Origin of the sequence: Corallococcus terminator, from assembly GCF_049194865.1 — a bacterium.
Taxonomy (GTDB): domain Bacteria; phylum Myxococcota; class Myxococcia; order Myxococcales; family Myxococcaceae; genus Myxococcus; species Myxococcus terminator_A.
The window spans coordinates 124,269-144,164 of the sequence record NZ_JBLZWL010000003.1 but is presented as its reverse complement, the minus strand read 5'-3'; the positions used below and the strand labels follow the sequence as shown (position 1 = coordinate 144,164).

At 67.7% G+C, this 19,896-nt stretch carries 24 protein-coding genes; 13 read left to right on the top strand and 11 right to left on the bottom strand.

Annotated elements, in window-relative coordinates; all coding sequences use genetic code 11:
• The first annotated feature begins 11 nt into the window (after positions 1–11).
• The 3 genes from ACN469_RS04665 (at position 12) to ACN469_RS04655 (ending at position 2,608) form a co-directional block, all read left to right on the top strand.
• The gene (locus ACN469_RS04665; RefSeq protein ID WP_498764535.1) at positions 12–1,667 is read left to right on the top strand and encodes an FAD-binding dehydrogenase; all 1,656 of its coding nucleotides are present in this window, start codon (positions 12–14) and stop codon (positions 1,665–1,667) included.
• A 159-nt stretch (positions 1,668–1,826) separates the two neighbouring features.
• Positions 1,827–2,105, top strand: a complete 279-nt coding sequence (locus ACN469_RS04660) for a hypothetical protein (protein WP_498764533.1) — start codon at positions 1,827–1,829, stop codon at positions 2,103–2,105.
• 188 nt (positions 2,106–2,293) lie between these two features.
• A complete protein-coding gene (locus tag ACN469_RS04655) occupies positions 2,294–2,608 on the top strand; it encodes a hypothetical protein (RefSeq protein ID WP_498764531.1) in 315 nt (104 codons plus the stop codon).
• A gap of 158 nt (positions 2,609–2,766) precedes the next feature.
• Here ACN469_RS04655 and ACN469_RS04650 read toward each other — a convergent pair whose 3' ends face one another.
• Together ACN469_RS04650 and ACN469_RS04645 are read right to left on the bottom strand one after the other, a co-directional pair.
• A complete protein-coding gene (locus ACN469_RS04650; protein ID WP_498764529.1) occupies positions 2,767–4,326 on the bottom strand; it encodes a hypothetical protein in 1,560 nt (519 codons plus the stop codon).
• Positions 4,327–4,579: 253 nt separating this feature from the next.
• Positions 4,580–5,152 carry a MarR family winged helix-turn-helix transcriptional regulator gene (locus ACN469_RS04645; RefSeq protein ID WP_498764527.1) on the bottom strand — a complete coding sequence of 191 codons (573 nt, stop codon included), beginning with the start codon at positions 5,150–5,152 and terminating at the stop codon, positions 4,580–4,582.
• A gap of 115 nt (positions 5,153–5,267) precedes the next feature.
• On the opposite strand from ACN469_RS04645, the gene ACN469_RS04640 reads away from it, so the two are divergent.
• Together ACN469_RS04640 and ACN469_RS04635 are read left to right on the top strand one after the other, a co-directional pair.
• The gene (locus ACN469_RS04640) at positions 5,268–5,804 is read left to right on the top strand and encodes a carboxymuconolactone decarboxylase family protein (RefSeq protein WP_498764525.1); all 537 of its coding nucleotides are present in this window, start codon (positions 5,268–5,270) and stop codon (positions 5,802–5,804) included.
• 190 nt (positions 5,805–5,994) lie between these two features.
• Positions 5,995–6,723: a hypothetical protein gene (locus ACN469_RS04635; protein ID WP_498764523.1), complete on the top strand. Its 729-nt coding sequence runs from the start codon at positions 5,995–5,997 to the stop codon at positions 6,721–6,723.
• A 13-nt stretch (positions 6,724–6,736) separates the two neighbouring features.
• On the opposite strand, the gene ACN469_RS04630 is transcribed toward ACN469_RS04635, so the two are convergent.
• Positions 6,737–7,330 carry a biotin transporter BioY gene (locus ACN469_RS04630; RefSeq protein ID WP_498764521.1) on the bottom strand — a complete coding sequence of 198 codons (594 nt, stop codon included), beginning with the start codon at positions 7,328–7,330 and terminating at the stop codon, positions 6,737–6,739.
• Between the two features lie 287 nt (positions 7,331–7,617).
• Here ACN469_RS04630 and ACN469_RS04625 point away from each other — a divergent pair, with 287 nt between their 5' ends.
• A complete protein-coding gene (locus tag ACN469_RS04625; protein WP_498764519.1) occupies positions 7,618–8,370 on the top strand; it encodes a tetratricopeptide repeat protein in 753 nt (250 codons plus the stop codon).
• 45 nt (positions 8,371–8,415) lie between these two features.
• On the opposite strand, the gene ACN469_RS04620 is transcribed toward ACN469_RS04625, so the two are convergent.
• Together ACN469_RS04620 and ACN469_RS04615 are read right to left on the bottom strand one after the other, a co-directional pair.
• Positions 8,416–8,757, bottom strand: coding sequence for a DUF2845 domain-containing protein (locus ACN469_RS04620; RefSeq protein WP_498764517.1), 342 nt, complete (start codon positions 8,755–8,757; stop codon positions 8,416–8,418).
• Between the two features lie 57 nt (positions 8,758–8,814).
• Positions 8,815–9,516 carry a TetR/AcrR family transcriptional regulator gene (locus tag ACN469_RS04615; protein ID WP_498764515.1) on the bottom strand — a complete coding sequence of 234 codons (702 nt, stop codon included), beginning with the start codon at positions 9,514–9,516 and terminating at the stop codon, positions 8,815–8,817.
• Positions 9,517–9,587: 71 nt separating this feature from the next.
• On the opposite strand from ACN469_RS04615, the gene ACN469_RS04610 reads away from it, so the two are divergent.
• On the top strand, positions 9,588–10,451 hold the full coding sequence (locus ACN469_RS04610) for an SDR family NAD(P)-dependent oxidoreductase (RefSeq protein WP_498764513.1): 864 nt from the start codon (positions 9,588–9,590) through the stop codon (positions 10,449–10,451).
• Here ACN469_RS04610 and ACN469_RS04605 read toward each other — a convergent pair.
• From ACN469_RS04605 to ACN469_RS04590, 4 genes are all read right to left on the bottom strand, one after another.
• Complete coding sequence (locus ACN469_RS04605) at positions 10,448–10,852, bottom strand: hypothetical protein (RefSeq protein ID WP_498764511.1); 405 nt, start codon at positions 10,850–10,852, stop codon at positions 10,448–10,450. The genes ACN469_RS04610 and ACN469_RS04605 overlap by 4 nt on opposite strands.
• The gene (locus ACN469_RS04600) at positions 10,849–11,835 is read right to left on the bottom strand and encodes a C2 family cysteine protease (protein WP_498764510.1); all 987 of its coding nucleotides are present in this window, start codon (positions 11,833–11,835) and stop codon (positions 10,849–10,851) included. The genes ACN469_RS04605 and ACN469_RS04600 overlap by 4 nt, the downstream gene beginning before the upstream one ends.
• Before the next feature lie 109 nt (positions 11,836–11,944).
• Entirely contained in the window at positions 11,945–12,244 is a 300-nt protein-coding gene (locus tag ACN469_RS04595; RefSeq protein WP_498764509.1) for a hypothetical protein, read from the bottom strand.
• Positions 12,245–12,382: 138 nt separating this feature from the next.
• The gene (locus ACN469_RS04590) at positions 12,383–13,408 is read right to left on the bottom strand and encodes an RCC1 domain-containing protein (protein WP_498764507.1); all 1,026 of its coding nucleotides are present in this window, start codon (positions 13,406–13,408) and stop codon (positions 12,383–12,385) included.
• Between the two features lie 357 nt (positions 13,409–13,765).
• On the opposite strand from ACN469_RS04590, the gene ACN469_RS04585 reads away from it, so the two are divergent.
• From ACN469_RS04585 to ACN469_RS04575, 3 genes are all read left to right on the top strand, one after another.
• Positions 13,766–14,785 carry an ABC transporter ATP-binding protein gene (locus ACN469_RS04585; RefSeq protein WP_498764505.1) on the top strand — a complete coding sequence of 340 codons (1,020 nt, stop codon included), beginning with the start codon at positions 13,766–13,768 and terminating at the stop codon, positions 14,783–14,785.
• Between the two features lie 153 nt (positions 14,786–14,938).
• Complete coding sequence (locus ACN469_RS04580; protein ID WP_498764503.1) at positions 14,939–16,225, top strand: type II toxin-antitoxin system HipA family toxin; 1,287 nt, start codon at positions 14,939–14,941, stop codon at positions 16,223–16,225.
• Entirely contained in the window at positions 16,222–16,623 is a 402-nt protein-coding gene (locus ACN469_RS04575; RefSeq protein ID WP_498764501.1) for a hypothetical protein, read from the top strand. Before ACN469_RS04580 ends, ACN469_RS04575 begins: the two co-directional genes overlap by 4 nt.
• Here the strand turns inward: ACN469_RS04575 and ACN469_RS04570 are convergent.
• Together ACN469_RS04570 and ACN469_RS04565 are read right to left on the bottom strand one after the other, a co-directional pair.
• Positions 16,620–17,135 (bottom strand): aminoacyl-tRNA deacylase, encoded by a 516-nt coding sequence (locus tag ACN469_RS04570; protein ID WP_498764500.1) that lies wholly within the window; start codon positions 17,133–17,135, stop codon positions 16,620–16,622. The genes ACN469_RS04575 and ACN469_RS04570 overlap by 4 nt on opposite strands.
• Positions 17,136–17,283: 148 nt before the next feature.
• Positions 17,284–17,481 (bottom strand): hypothetical protein, encoded by a 198-nt coding sequence (locus ACN469_RS04565; protein ID WP_498764498.1) that lies wholly within the window; start codon positions 17,479–17,481, stop codon positions 17,284–17,286.
• A gap of 180 nt (positions 17,482–17,661) precedes the next feature.
• On the opposite strand from ACN469_RS04565, the gene ACN469_RS04560 reads away from it, so the two are divergent.
• The 3 genes from ACN469_RS04560 to ACN469_RS04550 all read left to right on the top strand — a co-directional run bounded on the left by ACN469_RS04560 (position 17,662) and on the right by ACN469_RS04550 (position 19,857).
• Entirely contained in the window at positions 17,662–18,015 is a 354-nt protein-coding gene (locus ACN469_RS04560; protein ID WP_498764496.1) for a DUF2171 domain-containing protein, read from the top strand.
• Between the two features lie 172 nt (positions 18,016–18,187).
• Positions 18,188–19,441: a Kelch repeat-containing protein gene (locus tag ACN469_RS04555; RefSeq protein ID WP_498764494.1), complete on the top strand. Its 1,254-nt coding sequence runs from the start codon at positions 18,188–18,190 to the stop codon at positions 19,439–19,441.
• Between the two features lie 56 nt (positions 19,442–19,497).
• A complete protein-coding gene (locus ACN469_RS04550; RefSeq protein WP_498764492.1) occupies positions 19,498–19,857 on the top strand; it encodes a hypothetical protein in 360 nt (119 codons plus the stop codon).
• Positions 19,858–19,896 lie beyond the last annotated feature (39 nt).

Genomic DNA, 19,896 nt, shown 5'->3' with positions numbered 1-19,896 from the left:
GGAGGCTCCAGATGGGACAGCAGGCGGATGTCATCGTCGTGGGTGGTGGGCTCGCGGGGCTCGTCGCGGCGACGGAGCTCGCGGACGCGGGCAAGCGCGTCACGGTGGTGGACCAGGAGGGTGAGCAGAATCTGGGAGGACAGGCGTTCTGGTCCTTCGGTGGGTTGTTCCTGGTGGACTCGCCGGAGCAGCGGCGCATGGGTATCAAGGACTCGCATGCGCTCGCGCTCGAGGACTGGATGGGCACCGCGGGGTTCGACCGCGAGGAGGACCTCTGGCCCCGGAAGTGGGCGGAGGCCTTCGTCGACTTCGCGGCGACCGAGATGCGCCCGTGGCTCCATGAGCAGGGCATGCGCTGGTTCCCGGTGGTGGGCTGGGCCGAGCGCGGAGGCTACGGCGCGGTGGGGCATGGCAACTCCGTGCCGCGCTTCCACGTGACGTGGGGGACGGGGCCGGGGGTGCTGGCGCCCTTCATCCGGCGGGCACAGGCGGCGCGGGAGAAGGGGACGCTGACGTTCCTGTTCCGGCACCAGGTGGACGAGCTGCTCGTCGAAGGTGGAGCGGTGGTGGGGGTGCGGGGGACGAAGCTGGTGCCCTCGGACGTGGAGCGCGGGGTCAGCAGCTCACGGGAGACGGCGGGGGACTTCGAGCTGCGAGGCTCGGCGGTTGTCGTGACGTCGGGAGGCATTGGCGGCAACCACGAGCTGGTGCGCAAGAGCTGGCCCGAGCGCATGGGGCCCGCGCCGAAATTCATGGTGCAGGGCGTGCCGGCGCATGTGGATGGTCGGATGATTGCGATTACGGAGGCGGCGGGTGGACGGCTCATCAACCGCGACCGCATGTGGCATTACACGGAGGGGTTGCGGAACTGGAACCCCATCTGGCCTCGGCACGGCATCCGGATTCTTCCGGGGCCCAGCTCGCTGTGGTTGGACGCGACGGGCAAGCGCTTGCCGCCGCCGCTGTATCCGGGCTTCGACACGCTGGGGACGCTCGAGCACATCCTGAAGACGGGGTACGAGTATTCGTGGTTCGTGTTGAACCAGTGGATTTTGAAGAAGGAGTTCGCGCTCTCGGGCTCCGAGCAGAACCCTGATTTGACGGGCAAGGATTGGAAGGGCGTGCTCAACCGGGCGGTGGGGAAGAAGGCGATGGGGCCGGTGGAGGCGTTCAAGGAACACGGCGCGGACTTCGTCGTGGCGAATGACTTGCGGACGTTGGTGGAGGGGATGAACGCGAAGACGGAGAAGCCGGTGCTCGACTTCGCGACGGTGGAGCGGGAGGTGCTCGCGCGGGACAGGCAGTTGGACAACCCGTTCGGGAAGGACTTGCAGATCGCCGCGATTCGACAGGCGCGGGGATACCGTGGGGACCAACTGGTGCGCACGGCGAAGCTGCACCGCATCCTGGACCCGAAGGCGGGGCCGCTCATCGGCGTGAAGCTGAACGTGCTGACGCGCAAGACGCTGGGAGGGTTCGAGACGGACCTGTCGGGCCGGGTGTTCGGGGCGGAGGGACAGGTGATTCCCGGCCTCTATGCGGCTGGCGAGGTGGCGGGGTTCGGTGGAGGAGGGGTGCACGGGTACCGGGCGCTGGAGGGCACGTTCCTCGGCGGGTGCATCTTCTCGGGGCGGGCGGCGGGTCGGGCGCTGGTGAAGACTGTGTAGACCGTGTGGGGCCCGCGGCGGTGGTGCGGCAGGCGTTGTCTGAGGGCTGCCCTCGTGGCGTCATCCGCGCCACGGGGCGTCCAGCGTTTCAGAAGGAGCACGCGGACCAGATGGCGCATTTCGCCGCGGCGGACTGAACGGCTTCGTGGAGGACGCGGGATGAGTGGACATCGCACCCTGGCCGAGCGGGACCGGGCCCTGGATGAGACGGGCTATGTCGACCGGGACCTCTTCGCCGAGTTTGATGTCACATACGGCTACAACGCCGCGACCCCCATGTCTTGGTTGCTGGGCAGACTGAAGGTTCTCGGACGCAGGCTCGAGACAGGACGGTCCTTGTCGCTCTACGACCCGGCTTCAGGAGCGCAGCAGCCCGTCGACTCGATGGAGCAGTTCAAGGGCTGGATGGACAGGCACTTCCCTGACACATGGTGCTGACACAGCGCCTCCTGCTCTGGGGAAGGGCCGGCCCATGTTCTGGAGCCGGCGCACTCGCCCAGGGGTTTGATGTTGGCACCATTCGAGCGTTGGAGACGCACATGCGACGGTTGCTGATGTTGGGAGTGGCACTGGGAGGCTGTGCCTCAACGAAGGGCCTTCCTCCCGTTGAGCCGGAGCTGGTGCCCATGAGCAACGCCGAAGGCGCGCAGGCCGAAGTGACTCTGACAGTGGCCGAGGTGGAAGCCCTCGGCCGAATCCAGGAGGACGCGATACGTCTTCTCTGGCCAGTCGTCGAGGGCGGTGCCTTTTGCCAGTACACCCCGCAGGCCATCGGAGTGACCATCTACCAACCGGACTCCACCGGGATGCGCTACGTCGTCGTGGCGTACAATCCGGACCACTGCCCTATCCCCATGACGTTCCCGCTGATTCACAAGAGCCTCGCTTACGTGCTGTCAGCGAAGGGTCAGCTATTTGGCCCTCGTGTCCATGGGCGGTGACGTGCCTGCGGTCTGTGTGCACGCCAACCGTCCGACGACCTCAAACGCAGACATACGCACCTCGCCCCGTGATTTGCCCCATATGTTGAAATAGGAAACAGGAACACCTCCGCGCCAGGCACCGGGCCCCCAGAAGGAGGGGCCCGGCCACCCGAGGGTCAATCGGGTGAATAGGCGTCGCGGTGTCTGGCTTCAATGACGCCTGGCAGCGGCTCGAACTTGCCATCCGTCCTGGCGAGGTACTCGAAGGTCTCGCTCATCGGTCCTTCATTCCCGTAGGCCTCCATCAGGGCGGAGCCCACCTCGGTGGGGGTCTTGGCGTTGGCGAGTGCGTCGATGAGCCTGTTCCGGTAGGTGGTGTCGTCCTGTCCCAGCCATGGTTGGCCCTTGTGCTCACTCTTCCAGTTCTCGAGGTACTTCTTGGCGCGTTCCGACAGCGCCATGGAGTCCTTGGCATCGAAGGTCAACAGGACGTCGTTCTCCTTGTCGAACGCGGACTGGTCCACCTCCATGTTGTCCTTCGAGCGGAAGTTGCGCGCGAACTGCTCCTCGACCTCGCCCTTCGCACCCTCCAGGAACAGGGAGACCTTGGTCTTGGATGTGTCCTCGGTCTTGTCCGCATTGAAGTGCTGTTCGATGCGCACGGGCGTGCCGTTGTGCAGCTTCGCGTCGAAGGACCTGGAGGAGGAGCCGTCGGCATAGGTCGTCTTGACGTACTCCAAGCGGGTGTCGTTGATGTTCACCGAGGCCTCGAAGGGGCCAAGCCCCACGTCGAGGCTGGTGGAGGACTCGGCATTGAGCTTCTCCACCGTGGCCGACTTGGCGACGCCCGGGCCGTCCTGGGCGGGGAACGTTCCGTCCTTCAGGAACTGCTCATAAGCGGCCTTGCCCTCCGGCGTGCCGACGTCGAACTCGGCCGTCTTGAGCCGGAAGGTCTCCAGGCTCTTTGTATTGCCCACTCCGATGCTCGCCGGACCCACGCTCAGGCCCAGGCTTCCGCGGCTCTCGACGGCCTCCGTCGGGCCCGCTGTCACCGTGATGGTGGTGGGGCCCGTCTTGTCGACGGAGAACGAGTTTCCCTTGCCTTGGGTGATGCCCGACTCGGCGCTGATGCCCCTGAAGGCGCCGCTGAGGGTGGTGCCACTGAACCGCGAGTCGTTCAGGGTGATGGAGGTGCCCTCGGGCATCGTCTCCGGCCTGGCCGGGTCCGGCGGGGGGATTTCATTGTTCTTCATCCGCTCGTACTCGGCGGTCGGCATCTTCAGCTCGTACTCGGCCTTCACGCCGTACGTCTTCTCGACTCCGACCTCGAGCTGCTTCTTGTTCTCAATGCTGGCGCCGCCCGAAACCGCGATTTCGGTTTCCATCGTCACGGTGGTGATGCCTTCCGCCTCCTTGACGGAATCCTTCTTCTCGTAGGTGGCGCTGCCGCTGAACGGGCCCATCGGAGGGGTCGTGAGCTCGAAGGCTCCGGGAGGCAGCACGGCGCTGTTCTCCGCGACGCTCGAGCCCAGGATGCCCGCATTGCCCAGGGAGGGCGAAGGCGTCGTCTGGCCCGTCAGATTGAGCTTCGCGCCGATTCGATTCGCCGGCTCGAAGGAGTCGACGGGAGGAAGGGGAGGAGGGGGGGGCGGAGCCGGAGGCGGGGCCGTGGGTGCCTGGGTGGCGTTCGGGGTGTTGACGGCGCCGGGGGGACGAAAGCGGATGCCAAAGCTCATGGGGAATCTCCGTGCGGCGCGCGGACCTGGGGGTGATGCGCGCGCTTCCTGCCCAGAGGAGCGGAGCCGTGGCGAACTGGCGCATTTCCCCCTGAATTCAGCGCGAGCCTTGGGCACGAAGGCCAGGAATCCCAGGGGTTGCGCGAGCCACGGCGCGACCGTGTCGCGCGGCATTCGCTGAATGCTCGGAGTGCTCCTATCGCGCGCTCGGCGACCGACATTGCCCACGCGAGTGGACTGTTCGAGCCGGGCGTCAGTGGCCCGCGGAGATGCCCTCGTGCTCCCGGCACAGCAGTTGACTGTCCTCGCGCGACAGCGGCTCCTGCGTCAGGCCGCAGCGGAAGCGCCCCGTGCCCTCTCGCTGGAAGTGCTTGCACGTACCGCAGGCGCCGAAGCTGCGCTGCGCATTCGCGGCCTGCAACGCGCGCAACAGCTCCGTCAGGGACTCATCGAGCGCCGCGCCATCGCCGGGCAGCCCCGCGAGGGCCCGCTTGAAGAGCTCGGGCGGCAAGGCCTGCTTCAGCACCGCGCGGCCTCCTTCCGTCAACAGCAGATGAATGACGCGCCGGTCCTCCGTATCCGCCTGCTTTCGCAACAGCCCCTTCTCCTCCAGCAACAGGAGCGTCTGGGACACGGTGCCCTTGGTGAGCCCCAGGTACTCCGTCAGCGCCGCGGGCGTGTTGCTGTAGCGGTTGCACGACTGCAAGTAGCGCAGCGCCTGAAGATGCACCGGCTGCAATCCATGGGGCAGCCCCGCCGCCCGCTCCTCCGTCCGGAGCAGGTTTCCAAGTCGCTCGAGCAGCGCGTAGAGGCGGTCGCCAGCCATGGACACAAAGGTATCGTGTCGATACTGACTTGACAAGCGGGAGTGGCCGGCGCATTTAGTATCGAGTCGAAACCAATCGACCCGCCGCACCACCCGCTGTCTCCAGGAGCACCCCATGACGACGCCCACCATTGCCCCTGTTGGCCCCTCGAATACGCCCGCCGCCTCCGAGCCCACGCTCGCCGCCTTGAAGGCGAAGTTCGGCGGCGTCCCGAAGATGTTCTCCACCTTCGCCCACTCCCCCGCGGCGCTCGACGCGGTGGCGGGCTACTTCAACGCCATGGGCGGCGCGAAGCTGTCGCCGCGCACGCAGGAGGCCATCGCCATCGCCGTGGCGGAGCTGAACCGCTGCACCTACTGCCTCTCCGCGCACACGGCGCTGGCCAAGGGGCACGGCGTGAAGGCGGATGAGCTGACGGGCTTCCGCACCGGCCGCTCGGCGGACCCCCGTGAGCAGGCCATCCTGGACCTCGCCGTCGCCATCGCCCGCACGCGGGCGGCGGATGTGGGCCCGCAGCTCGCGCAGGCTCGAAAGGTGGGGCTGAGCGACGCGGAGCTCGTGGAGGTGGTGGCCGCCGTCGCGCAGAACGTGCTCACCAACTACCTCAACGTGGTGGCTGGCACCGAGGTGGACTTCCCCCGCGTTGCCTGAGTCTCCGCTCGGAGGGCGCCGGCAGCGTCACGGCGCCCCTTCGCGTACCAGCGGGACGCAGGCCCGTTGCTTCTGGACGCACGCCGCCGCCCGTCCCATGGCATGTCAGGGCTCTCCCTCGTGCGGGCCGCTCCGACGAGCGCACTGGCACAGTCGTTGCCTACTCGGCGCCACCTTGCCGGGGAGGGCCATGACACGAACGTTGACGGAGTTCAGTCAGAAGAAGATTGAGAGGAGAATGGGACTTGTCGGCCAAGGATTCTGTCTCGCCCTGGCCAGCCGTTGGGTGAGGCACATCCTCGACAGCGAGAAGGACGGGTGGGACATCCCCAAGCAGGCCGTGGGCAATCGACTCCAACTGCTCAAGGACGAGGCCGTCGCGCTGCATGCCCTCCACCAGAAGTACCTGGCCCGCCTGGGCAAGGCGCGGGACATGCTCGACGCGCAGGAGGCACTCGTCCTCGTGGCCAAGTCCGGGTTCATGGAGGACCGAGACAATCTGTGTGATTACGTGAAAGAGAACAGCAAGATCATACCCGGCCTTTACATCCTCGACGCCAAGGGCATCTATCTCCAGAAGAGCGCACTGCTCTTGATGGAGACGCTGAGAGTGCCTCCCAAGGGTGTGGCGAGCGTCACGGTCAAGAACATCGCAGTGGCGGAGATGATTGCCTCGGAGCTGATACACAAGAGCTCCACCTATGTCGTCACGACCAAGCATGGCGCGACACGCGATGACCATGCCATGGCAATCTATCGCTCGGGTGGCGCCTTCTCGACCTACTTCTACATCTTCGACCCCAACATCGGCGAAGTCTTCGCTTCGACCTTGGAAGACGCGGCGTTTGTCATCAACGAGTTGATGGGCCCGGGATCCCCTTCCAATACCAACGAGTGGAACCTGCTGCGCTGCAACTGAAGGCCCCCGGAGGTCAGGCCGCGCGAGCCCGGACGAGTCGCCAGACGAAGGACGTGATGACACCGGCGAGGACGGCCTTGAGCAGCCCCCCGGGGATGAACGGTACGAAGCCCTTGTGAAAGGCCGTGGCGAAGTCGAGGGACGCCGCCACGCTGAGCCAGCACACGCCGATGCCCAGGATGACGAGCTGTCCCGCCAGGAAGAGGGGCACCGCCGTCCTCGGGCGCCTGTCGTAGGCGTGGCGCGCCGCGAGGCCCACCAGGAAGGCCGCGGGGAGGAAGCCCACCAGATAGCCGCCGGTCGGTCCGACCAAGGCCCCCCAGCCACTGGCCGCCTTCGCGAAGAAGGGCAGCCCCACCGCCCCCAGCAGGAGATAGACGAGCTGCCCGGCCACGCCTCGCCGAGGCCCGAGCGCGGCGGCCGTGAGGACGACCGCGAACGTCTGTCCCGTGACGGGCACGGGTGAGCCCGGCACCGTGATGGCGACCTGCGCGAACAACGCGGTACAGAGCGCCGCTCCGAGGACGAGCGCGGCCTCCTGGGCTCGCGTGCGCACGAAGACGTCAGCCAGGACGCGGTGCTGTGGGGGATTGGCGTCCGAGCTCACCGCCGACCCGCCAGCGAGGAGTGAGCGCCGCGTGACGACGCGGAGGGAAGTGGAGACACGGACCGATGCTCGGTGAGGACGGATGCCGATGCAAGGTGGTGAAGCGCCCCTTCTCCAGGCCGCGCACGTGGCTGGCCACGCGATGGCCCTCGAGGAAGACTTCGACGCGGCTCCACCCCGCCGTGGCCCTGACCCAGAACGACAGGGGTTGGACCGACTGGGATTTCGGTGGTGGCACTCAGTCCGGTGAGAATAGGGCGGTCGCTGCTTCGTCTTGAGCCTCCGCCATGTTCTTTCTGGTCCTTGCCCTCCTGACCGCCGCTCCCGATGCACGTACTCCTTCCGCTCCAGACGCCCGCGAGGAGGCCGCCGCGCTCCGGCGCAGTGCGACGAAGGCCTACCGCGCACGCGACTACAAACAAGCGTGTCCCCTCTTCGAGAAGGCCGTTGCCCTCCTTGGGAGTGACAGCGGGCTCGCCTCCGACCTGGGACTCTGCTTCCTTCGGCAGGGCAGGAAGGCAGAGGCCCGGCGCGTGCTGGAGGATGCCGTCCTTCTGGCGGGGAAGGACAACAAGGCGCGGCACGCGGCGCTCTTCAACCTGGGACTCCTCGGAGAAGACCTCGCGCCGCGGGAGGGCTGCGCTGCCCTCACACCCGCCCGGGGCTGCGACAAGCCCGTGCAGGTCTGCGCCGTGAACTACAGCGTGCTCGGGCTCCGGGAGGATTGGAAGGGACGAGCCGCCGCGCTCCACTCCGACTCGGCGAAAGCCTCGGCCGAAGCGAAGGAGCTGAAGGAGACCGTTGACGCGTGCGCCAGCGGCGAAGACCCCTTCAAGTGCATGTCCGGCGTGCTGGCCGACAAGACGGTCCTTGAGCTCTCCCTGGAGGACGTCAATACAGCCTCCGCCAATGAGACAACCCTCCTCCGGGGCTGCCGCGTCCTCTACGCCAACGCGTGCCTGGGCCAGCTCTTCGCCGCGTGTGCCGACCCGGGAAACAACAAGCCGAAAGAAGTCATCGTCGAGCGCGCGGTTCCCTGAGCGACCTCCTGTTCGCCGCGCCCATGGGCCCTTCCTCCGTCGGGGCTACTTGCCGTAGCCCGCGCTGCGCACGTCGGTCAGCTTGCCGTCGGTGAAGATGGCCACCTGCATCAGCCGGTTGGGCCCGAAGTTGTACGTCCACTCCTCCACCAGGACTGTCACCGTCTGCGTGGTGGAGGACTCCTCCTTGCCTTCGCGAACCCGGTTCCGCGTGGAGGTCGACTCCTCCCGCTTGTGCTTGCTCATGGGCTCCCCGCACTTCATGAGCGCGTCGGACTGGGTGGCGCCATCCGCGATGAGGTTGTTGCCACAACGCAGGGTCGCCGCTTCACCACGGAGGGGCACGATGAGGCAGGCGAGGACCAGGCCAGCGAGGAGGGTACGCATGCGGGGCAATCTCCAGCAATCGGGGGTGCGCGACCGACGCGGGGGCCCGGAGGATATTCACGGCCTCGCCGAGATTTCTCGCGAGGCCGCGCTTCGTCCCCGTCCCGTCGCCCTCTTCGGCGTGGCGCTCGCGGACGCGCCTCCCGGCTGGAGATAGCCCTGCATCAACGCACACAGCTCGTCGAGGAACGTCTCGTTGGTCAGGTAGTCCGGGCGGTCCGCCACCGCCTTGATGCAGAGCGTCTCCACCGAGTGCACCAGGATGAAGACCGCCATGTCGAGGTCCTTGGGGCGCAGCGCCTCGGCCCTCGGCGCGAGGAAGGCTCGCACCAGGCGGAAGAGCCGCTGCTCGTGCGGGTCCACCTGTCCCAGCTGCCGCATCTTCGGCACCAGCTCATGCAACACCTGGTGCAGCCGAGGGTTCTCCAGCTTCGTGGTCAACAACTGGCGGACCAACGCACGAAGCGCCTGGGGCAGTGGTTGGCTGGCCAGCAGCACCAGCCCCGCCTCGAAGTCCGCGAGCGAGCGGGCGCGGTGCCGCTCCATCACCGCCATCACCAGCCCTTCCTTGCTCGGAAAGTACTGGTAGAGCGACCCGATGCTCACCCCCGCCTCGCTGGCGATGCGGTTGGTGCTGGCGGCCTCATAGCCATTCTTGACGAGAACGCGAGCCGCCGCCGTGAGAATGGCATCACACGTGGCCTGCGCCCGGTCCTGATGGGGCTTCCTCCGACGAGAAACAGGGGGACGGCGCGGCATGACTCTTCCTCCACGAAATGTGAGCACCGACGCGAGTTGCGAACGTGAGTCCTAGCTCACATTCTGGACCCATGCACACCGCTTCGACAGCTCCCTCTGTCTCCCCCGCGCCCACCTCGGGGCCCTTCCCCTACCAGGGCCGCCGAGCGCTCATCACCGGTGCGTCCTCCGGCATCGGCGAGGCGTTCGCTCGCCTGCTCGCGGCTCGGAAGATGAACCTGGTCCTGGTGGCCCGCTCCGAGGACAAGCTGCGCGCCCTGGCCGCCGAGCTGGTGAAGCAGCACGCCGTCCAGGTGGAGGTGCTGCGCATGGACCTCAGCCGCGAAGGCGCCGCCAGGGAGCTGCATGGTCAGTGTCGTGAGCGCGGCCTGCACGTGGACCTGCTCATCAACAACGCTGGCTTCGCCACCCATGGCGCCTTCGAGGCTGTCTCCCTGGCTCGACAACACGAGCAGGTGATGCTCAACGTCACCGCGCTCGTGGACGCCAGCCACCTGTTCCTGCCGGACATGATTGCCCGGGGCGTCGGCGGCATCCTCAACGTGGCCTCCACCGCCGGCTACCAGCCGCTGCCCTACATGGCCATCTACGGCGCGACGAAGGCGTTCGTCCTGTCCTTCTCCGAGGCGCTCTGGGCGGAGAACCGCGCGCGGGGCGTGCGCGTGCTCGCGCTCTGCCCGGGGCCCGTGGAGACGGCCTTCTTCGACGTGGTGGGCACGCGCCAGGTGGCCGTGGGGCCGGTGGCCTCCGCCGAGCAGGTGGCCCTCGCGGGGCTTCGAGGGCTCGAGCAGGGCCGGCCTTCGCTCATCGCCGGCTGGCGCAACTGGCTCCAGGCCAACATGCCGCGCTTCGCGCCGCGAGCGTTCACCGTGCGCATGGCCGCCGGGATGCTGAAGCCGCGTGACGTCGCCGCGCTTCCCGCCCGCTCCGTCTAGGGCTGACGCGGACGCAGCTTCAGGCGCAGCCGCTGCTCGTCCCCGCGGTCGATGACCTCGGAGACCTCGAACACCTCGCCCGCGACTTCCACCGTCTGGCCCGCGTGCACGCGCACGTGCTGCTGCGCCGGAGGGACGACTCGTGAGTCGTAGATGAAGAGGGCGGCGGTGGGCTCACGCGCGCCCGCATCGGTGTCCTCGGGCCAGAAGTTGCCCGTGGCCAGACTCAGGTGCGGCGTCACCTGGAGCGGGCCGTGATTCTTCGTCAACGTGAAGGTGCCCGGCTGCTCCGCCGAGGAGGGTGCCACGGCGGAGGTCTCACGCGCGCACCCGGACAGCACCAGCCCGAAGGCCAGTGCCAGTCCGGTCCACTCGCGCGTGCCTGGCGCCCGTCGACTCACTTCGTCGGGTTGCTGTTGGCGTACTGGAAGGACTCACGGAACTGCGCCTCGGTGAGGACGATGTCCGGCGTACCGGAGCCCCACGGGTTGCGCAGCGTCACCGTGCCGGCCTTCGTGTCCACGCCCGAGATGAAGTACTCGTGGTCTGCCACCAGCGTGCCGTTCTTGTAGAGCGGCTTGTCGGTGCCGTCCGCGATGTCGAAGCCGAGGAACTTGATGTCGTCGTGCGTGCCCGCGGTGATGGCCTCGCCCGCGTTCAGCCGCTTCTCCAGGTCCGCCAGCGTGGCGCCCCCGACGTCGAGCTTGCTGCTCTTGTTGCCGGTGATGGCCTCCATGGCGTTGGCGCTGTTGCCATGGACAATCTTCGGGTAGCCGCCCTTCCACTGGGCATAGGCCTTCTCCACCAGGGCTGGCCACATCTCCGCCTTGCCACCCTCCTGCGGCGTCGCGGCGTAGGCCGGGTTGCCACTGGAGTTCAGGGGCAGGTCCGGGGTGACGGTGATGGTCACCGGCTTGCCCTTGTCCTGGAAGGTGACGTTGTAGTTGCCGGACGCGTCCGGGCCCTTGACCATGTTCTCGATGAGCGCCGGGTTGGCGCGCGCAATCGCGCCCATGGAGGTCATCAGGTAGCAGTCACCAATCTGCCCCTGCTGCACGTCGTTCCAGTGCGCCTTGACGCCGTCGGTGCCGGCCTCGAAGACGCTGCCGTTCTTCACCGGGCCATAGGTGACGTTCGTGTCGAGCGCCTTCGGGTCCTTCGTCTTCGGGCTCTCCGCGCCGCTGGTCTGCGGAGTCGCGCCGAACAGCGCGGCGGCGAACTGCTCACGGCGGCTGGGCGGCAACATGCCGTCCTGCGTCCGGGCGCTCGACTCGGGCTGCTGCTGGCGGGCCTCCTGCGTCTTGACCTGCGGCTGGACGGTCTCGGTGGCCTTCGGGAGGGTCTGGGTGACGCGGGACCCTTCATTCCCAATCTTGAAGCTCATGGATGTTCCCCCTGGGACTGTCGCCCCCCAAGGGCGTCAGTGGTGCATGTCTGGATTATCGCAGCGGCGGCGGCGGAGTTGCGTCGCGCCCGCACTGTGGGTGTGGCGCTCAGCGGACCTTGAGGTGGATGGCGGGCTCCGTGCCCTCGGCGCCGCTGACCTCGAGGATCTCCAGCGAGGCCCCATCCACCTCCACCACCTGGGTCGCGTGGACGCGCACGTGCTCCTGCTTCGAGGGCGACGTGCGGGTGTCGATGATGAAGAGGCCGGCGGTGAGCTGCTTCTCGCGGCTCCCCTTGGCTTCCACCTCCTCGGGCCAGAAGTTGCCGCTCGCCACGCGCAGGTGGGGCTTCTCCGGAAGCGCGACGGGCCCGTGGCCCTTGATGAGTGTGATGGTGTCGGATGCCATGACTGTTTCCCCCTAGCGTCAAGAAGGGCGGGGCCGCGTGGAGCGGTCCTCGCGCTGGATGATGTGTGCGGACGCTACCACGGGCCCCTGCGCGGGCCGTATGGCCTTGACTGTGAGTGCGTGTGGCTGAGTGTGGCCCTAGAGCGGGGGGAGCCGGACGGGGAAATAACGCCAGGTGTTGTTCGTGCCGTCGCCGACCTGCCCCCACTCATTGCAGCCCCAGCCCCAGTAGCTGCCGTCCGCGGTCCGGGCGACGGAGTGGCGCCAGCCCGTGGCGACGGCGACGACGAAGGTGGGGCCGACGGTCTGGACGGGCGTGGTGCGGCTGACGGTGGTGCCGTCTCCGAGCTGGCTGCAGTCATTGGCTCCCCAACCCCAGAGGGTGCCGTCGGCGCGAATGGCGAGTACCTGCCCGTTTTCGCCCGTGGCGACGGAGACCACGTTGGAGAGGCCGGGGATTTGCGTGGGGGGAGTGGACTGCGGTGCTTGCCATGCCCACACGGTGCCATCCGCGCGCAGCGCCACGGCGCGCCTCCTGCCGGAGACGATGGCGGACACCTGGGTGAGGCCAGGGACCTGCGTGGGCGTGGGGGCGTCGGTGTACCAGCCCCAGACGGTGCCATCGGCGCGCAGGGCGAGCGAGAAGCCCTCTCCCCCCGCGAGGTCCACGACCTGCGTGAGTCCGGCGATGGGTGCCATGGGTTGGTTGTGGCCCCAGCTCCAGACGGTGCCATCGGGGCGCAGGGCCAGGGAGTGGAAGTAGCCCGCGGCGATGCCGATGGCCGGGCCGAACACGGGGACAGGGGCGAAGCGGTTGGTGGTGGTTCCGTCACCCACCTGTTGGAGGCCGTTGAAGCCCCAGGCCAGGACGAGGCCGTCGGAGCGCAAGGCCAGCGAGTGATGGGCTCCCGCGGAGATGCCCACCACGCTGGAGAGTCCGGAGACCTGGACAGGGAGGGTCCGGTCGATGTTGGTGCCGTCCCCGAGCTGGCCGGCCCAGCTGTCGCCCGAGGCCAGCACCGTGCCGAAGGTGCTCAGCCACAAGGTGTGTCGCTCGCCCGCCGCCAGCTGCTCGTGCGCGACGAGTGCACGGGTGGAGGACACGAGTTCGTCGGCGCCGAGGTCCGCGGCGCTCTCTCCACAGCCCAGACTTCCGACGGTCACCGCCGCGCTCAACCACATGACTCGAGGTAACCGCGTGAGAGGGTTTCGCATCGGTGGAGCCTCTTCCTGTGGTCGGGAGCGCAAGGGTATGCGCGCGGCGAGTCTGGGGCAGGAAGCTTCCAAGACTCAATCCCTCACATCTGGAAAGTCCTGGTCCGAGGCCGCTCTGCCCTGGGGAGGGAGACTTCTTTCCTGACGCGGGTTGTCAGCAGGTGCACGGCGGCGCGACATGGCGCTTGCCGTGCCCGGTGGCGTGGGGGTTGTCTGTCCCCATGCGCATCATCCGAGAGACCGCTTCGATGGAGAGAACCCGCGCGTGGTGGGCCCGAGGCTCGGGCACCGGGGAGGGCTAGTCGCGTGGCGACGGTGTCCCTGGAGGATGTGCGCAAGGTGTATCGAGGTGGCGTGGCCGCGGTGAAGGGCGTGACGCTGCACATCGCCGACGGTGAGTTCGTTTCACTGGTCGGCCCGTCTGGCTGTGGCAAGTCCACCACGCTCAACCTGATTGCAGGACTGGAGGAACTGTCCGGCGGCACGCTGCGCATCGACGGCGAGGTGGTCAACGGCATGTCGCCGAAGGAGCGCGACATCGCCATGGTGTTCCAGAGCTACGCGCTCTATCCGCACCTGGACGTGGCGCGCAACCTGGGCTTCCCGCTGGAGGTCGCGGGGCTGTCACGCGCGGACATCGACGCGCGGGTGCGTGAGGTGGCGTCGGTGCTCGGGCTGGAGGTGTTGCTGTCGCGCCGGCCGAAGGAGCTGTCGGGAGGGCAGCGGCAGCGCGTGGCGTTGGGCCGTGCGCTGGTGCGGCGGCCGAAGGTGTTCCTGTTCGACGAGCCGCTGTCCAACCTGGACGCGGCGCTGCGCACGCAGATGCGCGGTGAAATCAAGAAGCTGCACGAGCGACTCCAGGCCACGTTCATCTACGTCACGCATGACCAGTCGGAGGCGATGACGCTGTCGGACCGGGTGGTGGTGATGAGCCAGGGCGAGGTGCAGCAGGTGGCGCCGCCGCGAGAGCTGTATGACGCGCCCGCGAACCTGTTCGTGGCGGGCTTCTTCGGCTCCCCGCGCATCAACCAGGTGAAGCCCCGGACGCTGGGCCTGGAGGCGGAGGACGTGGTGCTGGGACTGCGGCCCGAGCACCTGGAGGTGGTGGCTCGTGACTCCGCGTCACCGGGTGCGCTGACGGGGCTCGTGTACCTGGTGGAGCCCATGGGCGCGGAGAGCTGGGTGACGGTGGACGTGGCTGGCGAGCAGCTCGTGGCCCGTGCACCCGGTGACTTCCGCGCCGCCTCGGGCACGCCTGTGTCCCTGCGCTTCGATGCATCGAAGCTGCGACGCTTCGATGCACGGACGGGACGGGCCCTGGGCTGAACGAACACTCCAATCCGATGAGTGGAAGCCGTGGGCGGAAGCTGTAATTAATCCGTTATAGAGGATTAGGGACAGGTCGGCGGACTACTCAAATCCTTTTTAATGGACTAAATGTGGTTTCCAGAGTCTCTTTAATCCGTTATAATGGATTATATGGAGCTGCATCTCCAAGCGTTGATCGACGGGTCATGGCAGCGGGCGGCGCTGCTTGAGTTCTCCACACCCAAGGAGGGTCGGCGCGGAGGATGTACCTTTGAGTACGAGTACGACTACCTGGTCCGGTGGATTGCTGATCCGCCGCCGCTGACAGCGGTGAGTCTCAATTTCCCGGTCGAGTTTGGCCCCAAGGTCTGGCGCCGTTGGCCTGCGTTCCTCGATGACCTGCAGCCCATGGGAAGTGCCCGCCGGTGGTGGCTGCGGCGACTGAACCTCCCTGATGAATCGGCGAGTGACATCGAGCTCCTGCGGAAGGGCACGATTGCGCCGGTCGGCAATCTCCGAATCGAGGAGGCCGTTCCCGCGAAGAAGGCCTCCCCCCAGCGGTTCCCGCGCCAGGCCGTCATCGAGCGTGAGCACTCCTTCATCGAGTACGCCGTCAACGCCGGAGCACAAGTCGGAGGCGCGACAGGCGCGGGCGGTGATTCGCCGAAGCTCCTGCTTCGCTGCGATGACACAGACCGCGTGTGGATTGATGTCTGGCAGGATGACCCTGACTGCCCGGATCGGCATTACCTCGTCAAGTTCGCGCGCAGCGGCAGGGAACGCGACCAGACCATTCTCCGGTCGGAGTACGTGTATTACAAAGCGCTCGCGGAGCTTGGGTTCGAAACCATTCCGCAAGAGGGGCTCTCGCTTCACGAAGGTCCTTCAGGCCCGAGCCTCTGGCTTCCCCGCTTCGACGTCGCACGACGAGGCGGTCGCGAGCTTCGGTTCGGACTCGAATCCCTCTATTCGCTGCTCAAGGCCGAGCCAGGTTCCTTCCAGAAACATCAATCGGCATTGAGTGCACTGCAACACGTCGTCCCCAAGACTGCCTGGCCGACGGTGCGCCTCGAATACCTGAAACGGGACCTGCTGAATCAAGTGTTCGGCAACTCAGACAATCATTGCAGGAACACCGCCGTGCTCAAGACGGACAGCATCGTTCGCCTCGCGCCCATCTTCGACTTCGCGCCGATGAAGATGGACCTCGAAGGCATCACCCGCACCACGACGTGGGAAGGGTACGAAGTCGGTGGAGATGTCGACTGGGATGGGCTTCTCCGAAGTTTCGGTGCGGATGAAGCGTCGTTGCGAGAGGGCCTCCACGACCTCGCCTCGCGCCTTCGTCATCTCCCCGAACTCCTCGCCGACCTCGGGCTGCCGGAAGAAACGCTGAACTTCGCGGGGCTCGGCCTTCTCGACACCGAGAAGCGCCTCCGCGCGTGGGGGCTCCTATGAAGCGCGCCGACGTCGCCCAGATGACCCCTCTCGAACGCAAGGCGCTGTTGGAAGAGCTCGCCGCCATGGTCGCCACTGGAGAGTTCGACCTGGGAGACGCCTCGCGAATCCTTCGCAGCACGATGCTGGGAATGGACCGGAAGACCTTCGCGCACGTCGTGAAGCTCTCCACCAGCATCATCGCGAAGCTCGAGGACGAGCCGGATGCGAACCCGACGCTGGAGACGCTCAAAAAAGTCTTCGCGCCCTTCGGCGGAAGGGTCGTGTTGACGTTCCCCCACATCGAGGAACCACGGCCACTCGATGATGACGAGAAGCAACGTCGCGAGATGCTTCGCGCCGCGCTCGCGAAGAGCAAGCGGCCACGGCGGCGCTCGACAGAGTCGTCAGAAGGCTAGGGCTGCAGCGAGAAGCTGTCGTTCTCGATGCTCATCCGCTCGCGCTGTCGGTCATGGACGATGAGTCCGGTGAACGGCGCCTCCACGTTCTCGAAGTCCGCGAAGCGCATCTCCAGGGCCTCGGCGTGGGAGCCCGCGCGGAACAGCAGCTGCTCCGCGTGGCGCAGGTGCTCGTCCACGACGACGGGGATTCCGTAGAGCCTTCCGAAGGGCGGCTCCGCGCCGACCTCGCACTCGGGAAAGAGCGGGGCGAACTCCGACTCCTCCGCGAGCCGCAGGTTCTTCGCGCCCGTCACCTCCGCCAGCCGGTCCAGGTTCACCGAGTCCGGCGCGCTCACCACGCAAATCCACAGCGAGTCATCCGAACGGAAGATGACCGACTTGGCCACCTGAAAGCCGCTCACATGCAGTGACGCCGCGAGCGCCTGCGCGGTGATGGCGCGCAGGTGCGGCCTGCGGTCGAAGGGAACGTTGTGTCCCTCCAGGTACTGGATGATGTTCTCCGGAATCATGGCGCGGCCTCCCTCGTGCTCGCGAAAGAAGGTGCTCTCACTCTCGCTCTCGCACCACGCCTCGCCTCTCGCGCGCCCGCTTCGCGAGCCGCCGCTCCAGCGCCCGACTCCCTCGCCCCGTCCTACCGGACGATGCGCGAGCGCCACCTCAGGCGTAGACCTGACTGCCCTCCAGCGACATCTCCAGGCGCCGGTTGAGCTGCTCCAGCCGGTCATACCGCTCGCGCAACAGGTCGCGGTACGCGCGCTGGTCAGTGTGGGAAATCTCGGTGAGCAGCTCGAGCAATGCCGTGTCCAACGCCTGCTTCAGCTCGCGGGCTTCCTCCGCGGACAGTTCCAGCAACATGCGGCCACCTCCTGTCGCGAATGTTAGGCACTCCACTTCGCGCGAGCCTCTCCACCCGCACCGTCGCCTCCCTTCGCCCACGCCAGGAGGACGGGCGCTGCCCCGCCTGCTCCCTCGGACTGTCGTCGCGCGCACCGGGCCCGCAGGTTCTTCAATGACGAGGACCCGGGTGCGCCGGGCATGTCACGCAGCAGCGAGGAGGTCGCGATGATTCAGTCCGGCGAGGTGCGCGAGGGGATGACGGTGAGGGCCTCCGACGGCCGCGAGGTGGGCCGCGTCGCCGCTGTCGGTGACATCCACTTCGAGCTGGAGCAGGGCCTGGTCCCCATTCCCCGCCGCGACTACCTGGTGGAGTTCAGCGACGTGGACCATGTCAGCGGCGACGAAGTCCATCTGTCCCGAGCCGACCATCCGCTGCTGACGCTGGAGGTGGATGACGATGGCGGCGCGCTGCCTCCCCGCCACTCGCGAGGCATGGACTCGGAGCCGGTGAACTCCTCCGCCCCGTCGGACGACGACTCCGTACGCCACTGAGCACCCCCGCGTCGCGCTGTCTCTGCGGCGCCGGTGCGGGCCTGTCGCGTGTGGGGGATTTCCGACCCGCCACGCGGGGCAAGCGTCCGGAATCATTCAGGTCGGACCTCCCAGGAATGTCAGACCGTCAGGGTACACGGGCTCTCTTCGACCAGCGAGGCGAGTGGGTCCCATGCGACGTGTTCCGACATCCTTTCTTGGCGTGGCGCTCTTCGCGCTCGTGTTCTCGTGCAACTCCGGTCCGCGCGCGGACGGGAGCGCGCTGGACACGAGCGTCGTCGCGCCCCTGAGGCTGGTGACGCCGCGCAAGCTGCTGCCCTTCGTCACGCTGGAGGACGGGCGCGTGCTCGCCGCTGGAGGCCATGACGGCCAGGGCACCCTGTCCAGCTGCGAGGTGTTCGAGCCCGAGACGGGCCTGTGGAGCCTGACGGGACCGCTGCACAAGGCACGTCGCAACCACGCGGCGGTGCGGCTGTTGGATGGTCGTGTGCTGGTGCTCGGAGGCACGCAGGTGGCGGCGCCGGGCGCGCTCGCGGACGCGGAGGTGTATGTGCCGACTCTGGGCGCCTGGACGCAGGTGGCGCCCATGGCCGAGGCCCGGAATGACCCCGCGGCGGTGCTGCTCCCCGACGGCCGCGTGCTGGTGGCGGGCGGCACCGACGCGGACCGCAGGCCGCTGCGCTCGGCGGAGTTGTTCAACCCCGTGACGAACACGTGGGCTCCCGCGACGCCGCCGGGCTTCGTGCGCGGCGGCGCTGGCTCGGCGGTGATGCTCGCCACGGGCAAGGCGCTCTTCGTGAGCGGCCTTCAGGCGGAGCTGTATGACGTGGCCAGTGGCCGCTGGGAGAAGGCGGGCTTCGCGGGCGGCGCGGCGGGGACGCATCGACAGGGTCACTCCGTGACGCTGTTGCCGGACGGGCGCGTGCTGGTGGTGGGCGGCGGCACCGCGCGCGCGTCGAGCACGGCCGAGGTGTACGACGCGCTGACGGGCCTGTGGACGCTGGTGGCGGCGCCGTCGGTGCCGCGCGAGCACCACGCCGCGGTGGTGACGCCGGAGGGCCAGGTGCTGGTGCTGGGCGGCGAGCACTTCACGTCGGGCGCGCTCGCGTCGGTGGAGCGCTTCGACCCGATGACGGGCCACTGGGTGTCTGCTCCCACGCTGACGGAGCCTCGGGGCCTGCCGGGCGCGCTGCCGCTGCGCGACGGCTCGGTGCTGCTCGTGGGCGGCGCCAACGAGGCGGTGGGCATGCTCGGCTCGAGCGAGAAGTACCTGCCGATGGGCTGCGTCCCGGTGACGTGCGAGACGCGGGAGGACGCGTGCGGCGTGGTGCCGGACGGCTGCGGCGGGACGCTCGAGTGCTCATCCTGCGTCGTGGAGGGCTGTGACGCCCAGCAGTGTCGCGCCGAGGGGCTGACGCGGCGTTGAGGGGCGCCATACCTGTCGCGGGTGACAGTGCCACCGATTCCCGCTCAGATGCGGCCATGCGTTGGCTCTTGTTCGCGATGTCCCTGGCGTGGCTCGGTTGTGGCGATGACGTCTCGCAGCCCTCCTATGCCGAGTGGGCCGGTCGTGCGGCCACCGGGGAGTGTGCCCACTCGGTGGCGTGCCTGGGAGACACGCGTGCCCAGGAGGTCTGCAACGACGAGGTCTACGAGAGCTACATGCGGGTGGAGCCGGTGCTGGATGCGGACTCGGGCGCGAAGGCCGGCTGTGTGCGGTGCATGCGCATCCGGATGGAGGTGCAGCACGCGTCACACTCCAACCAGTGCCAGCCCATGGACACGGCGCGCATCGACGCGGCCTGTGGGCCAGAGCAGCAGGCCTGCGCTGGCGCGCCCTGACTTTCGTGCGTGAGGCCCGTGGCGCAATCGCGCCAGCCC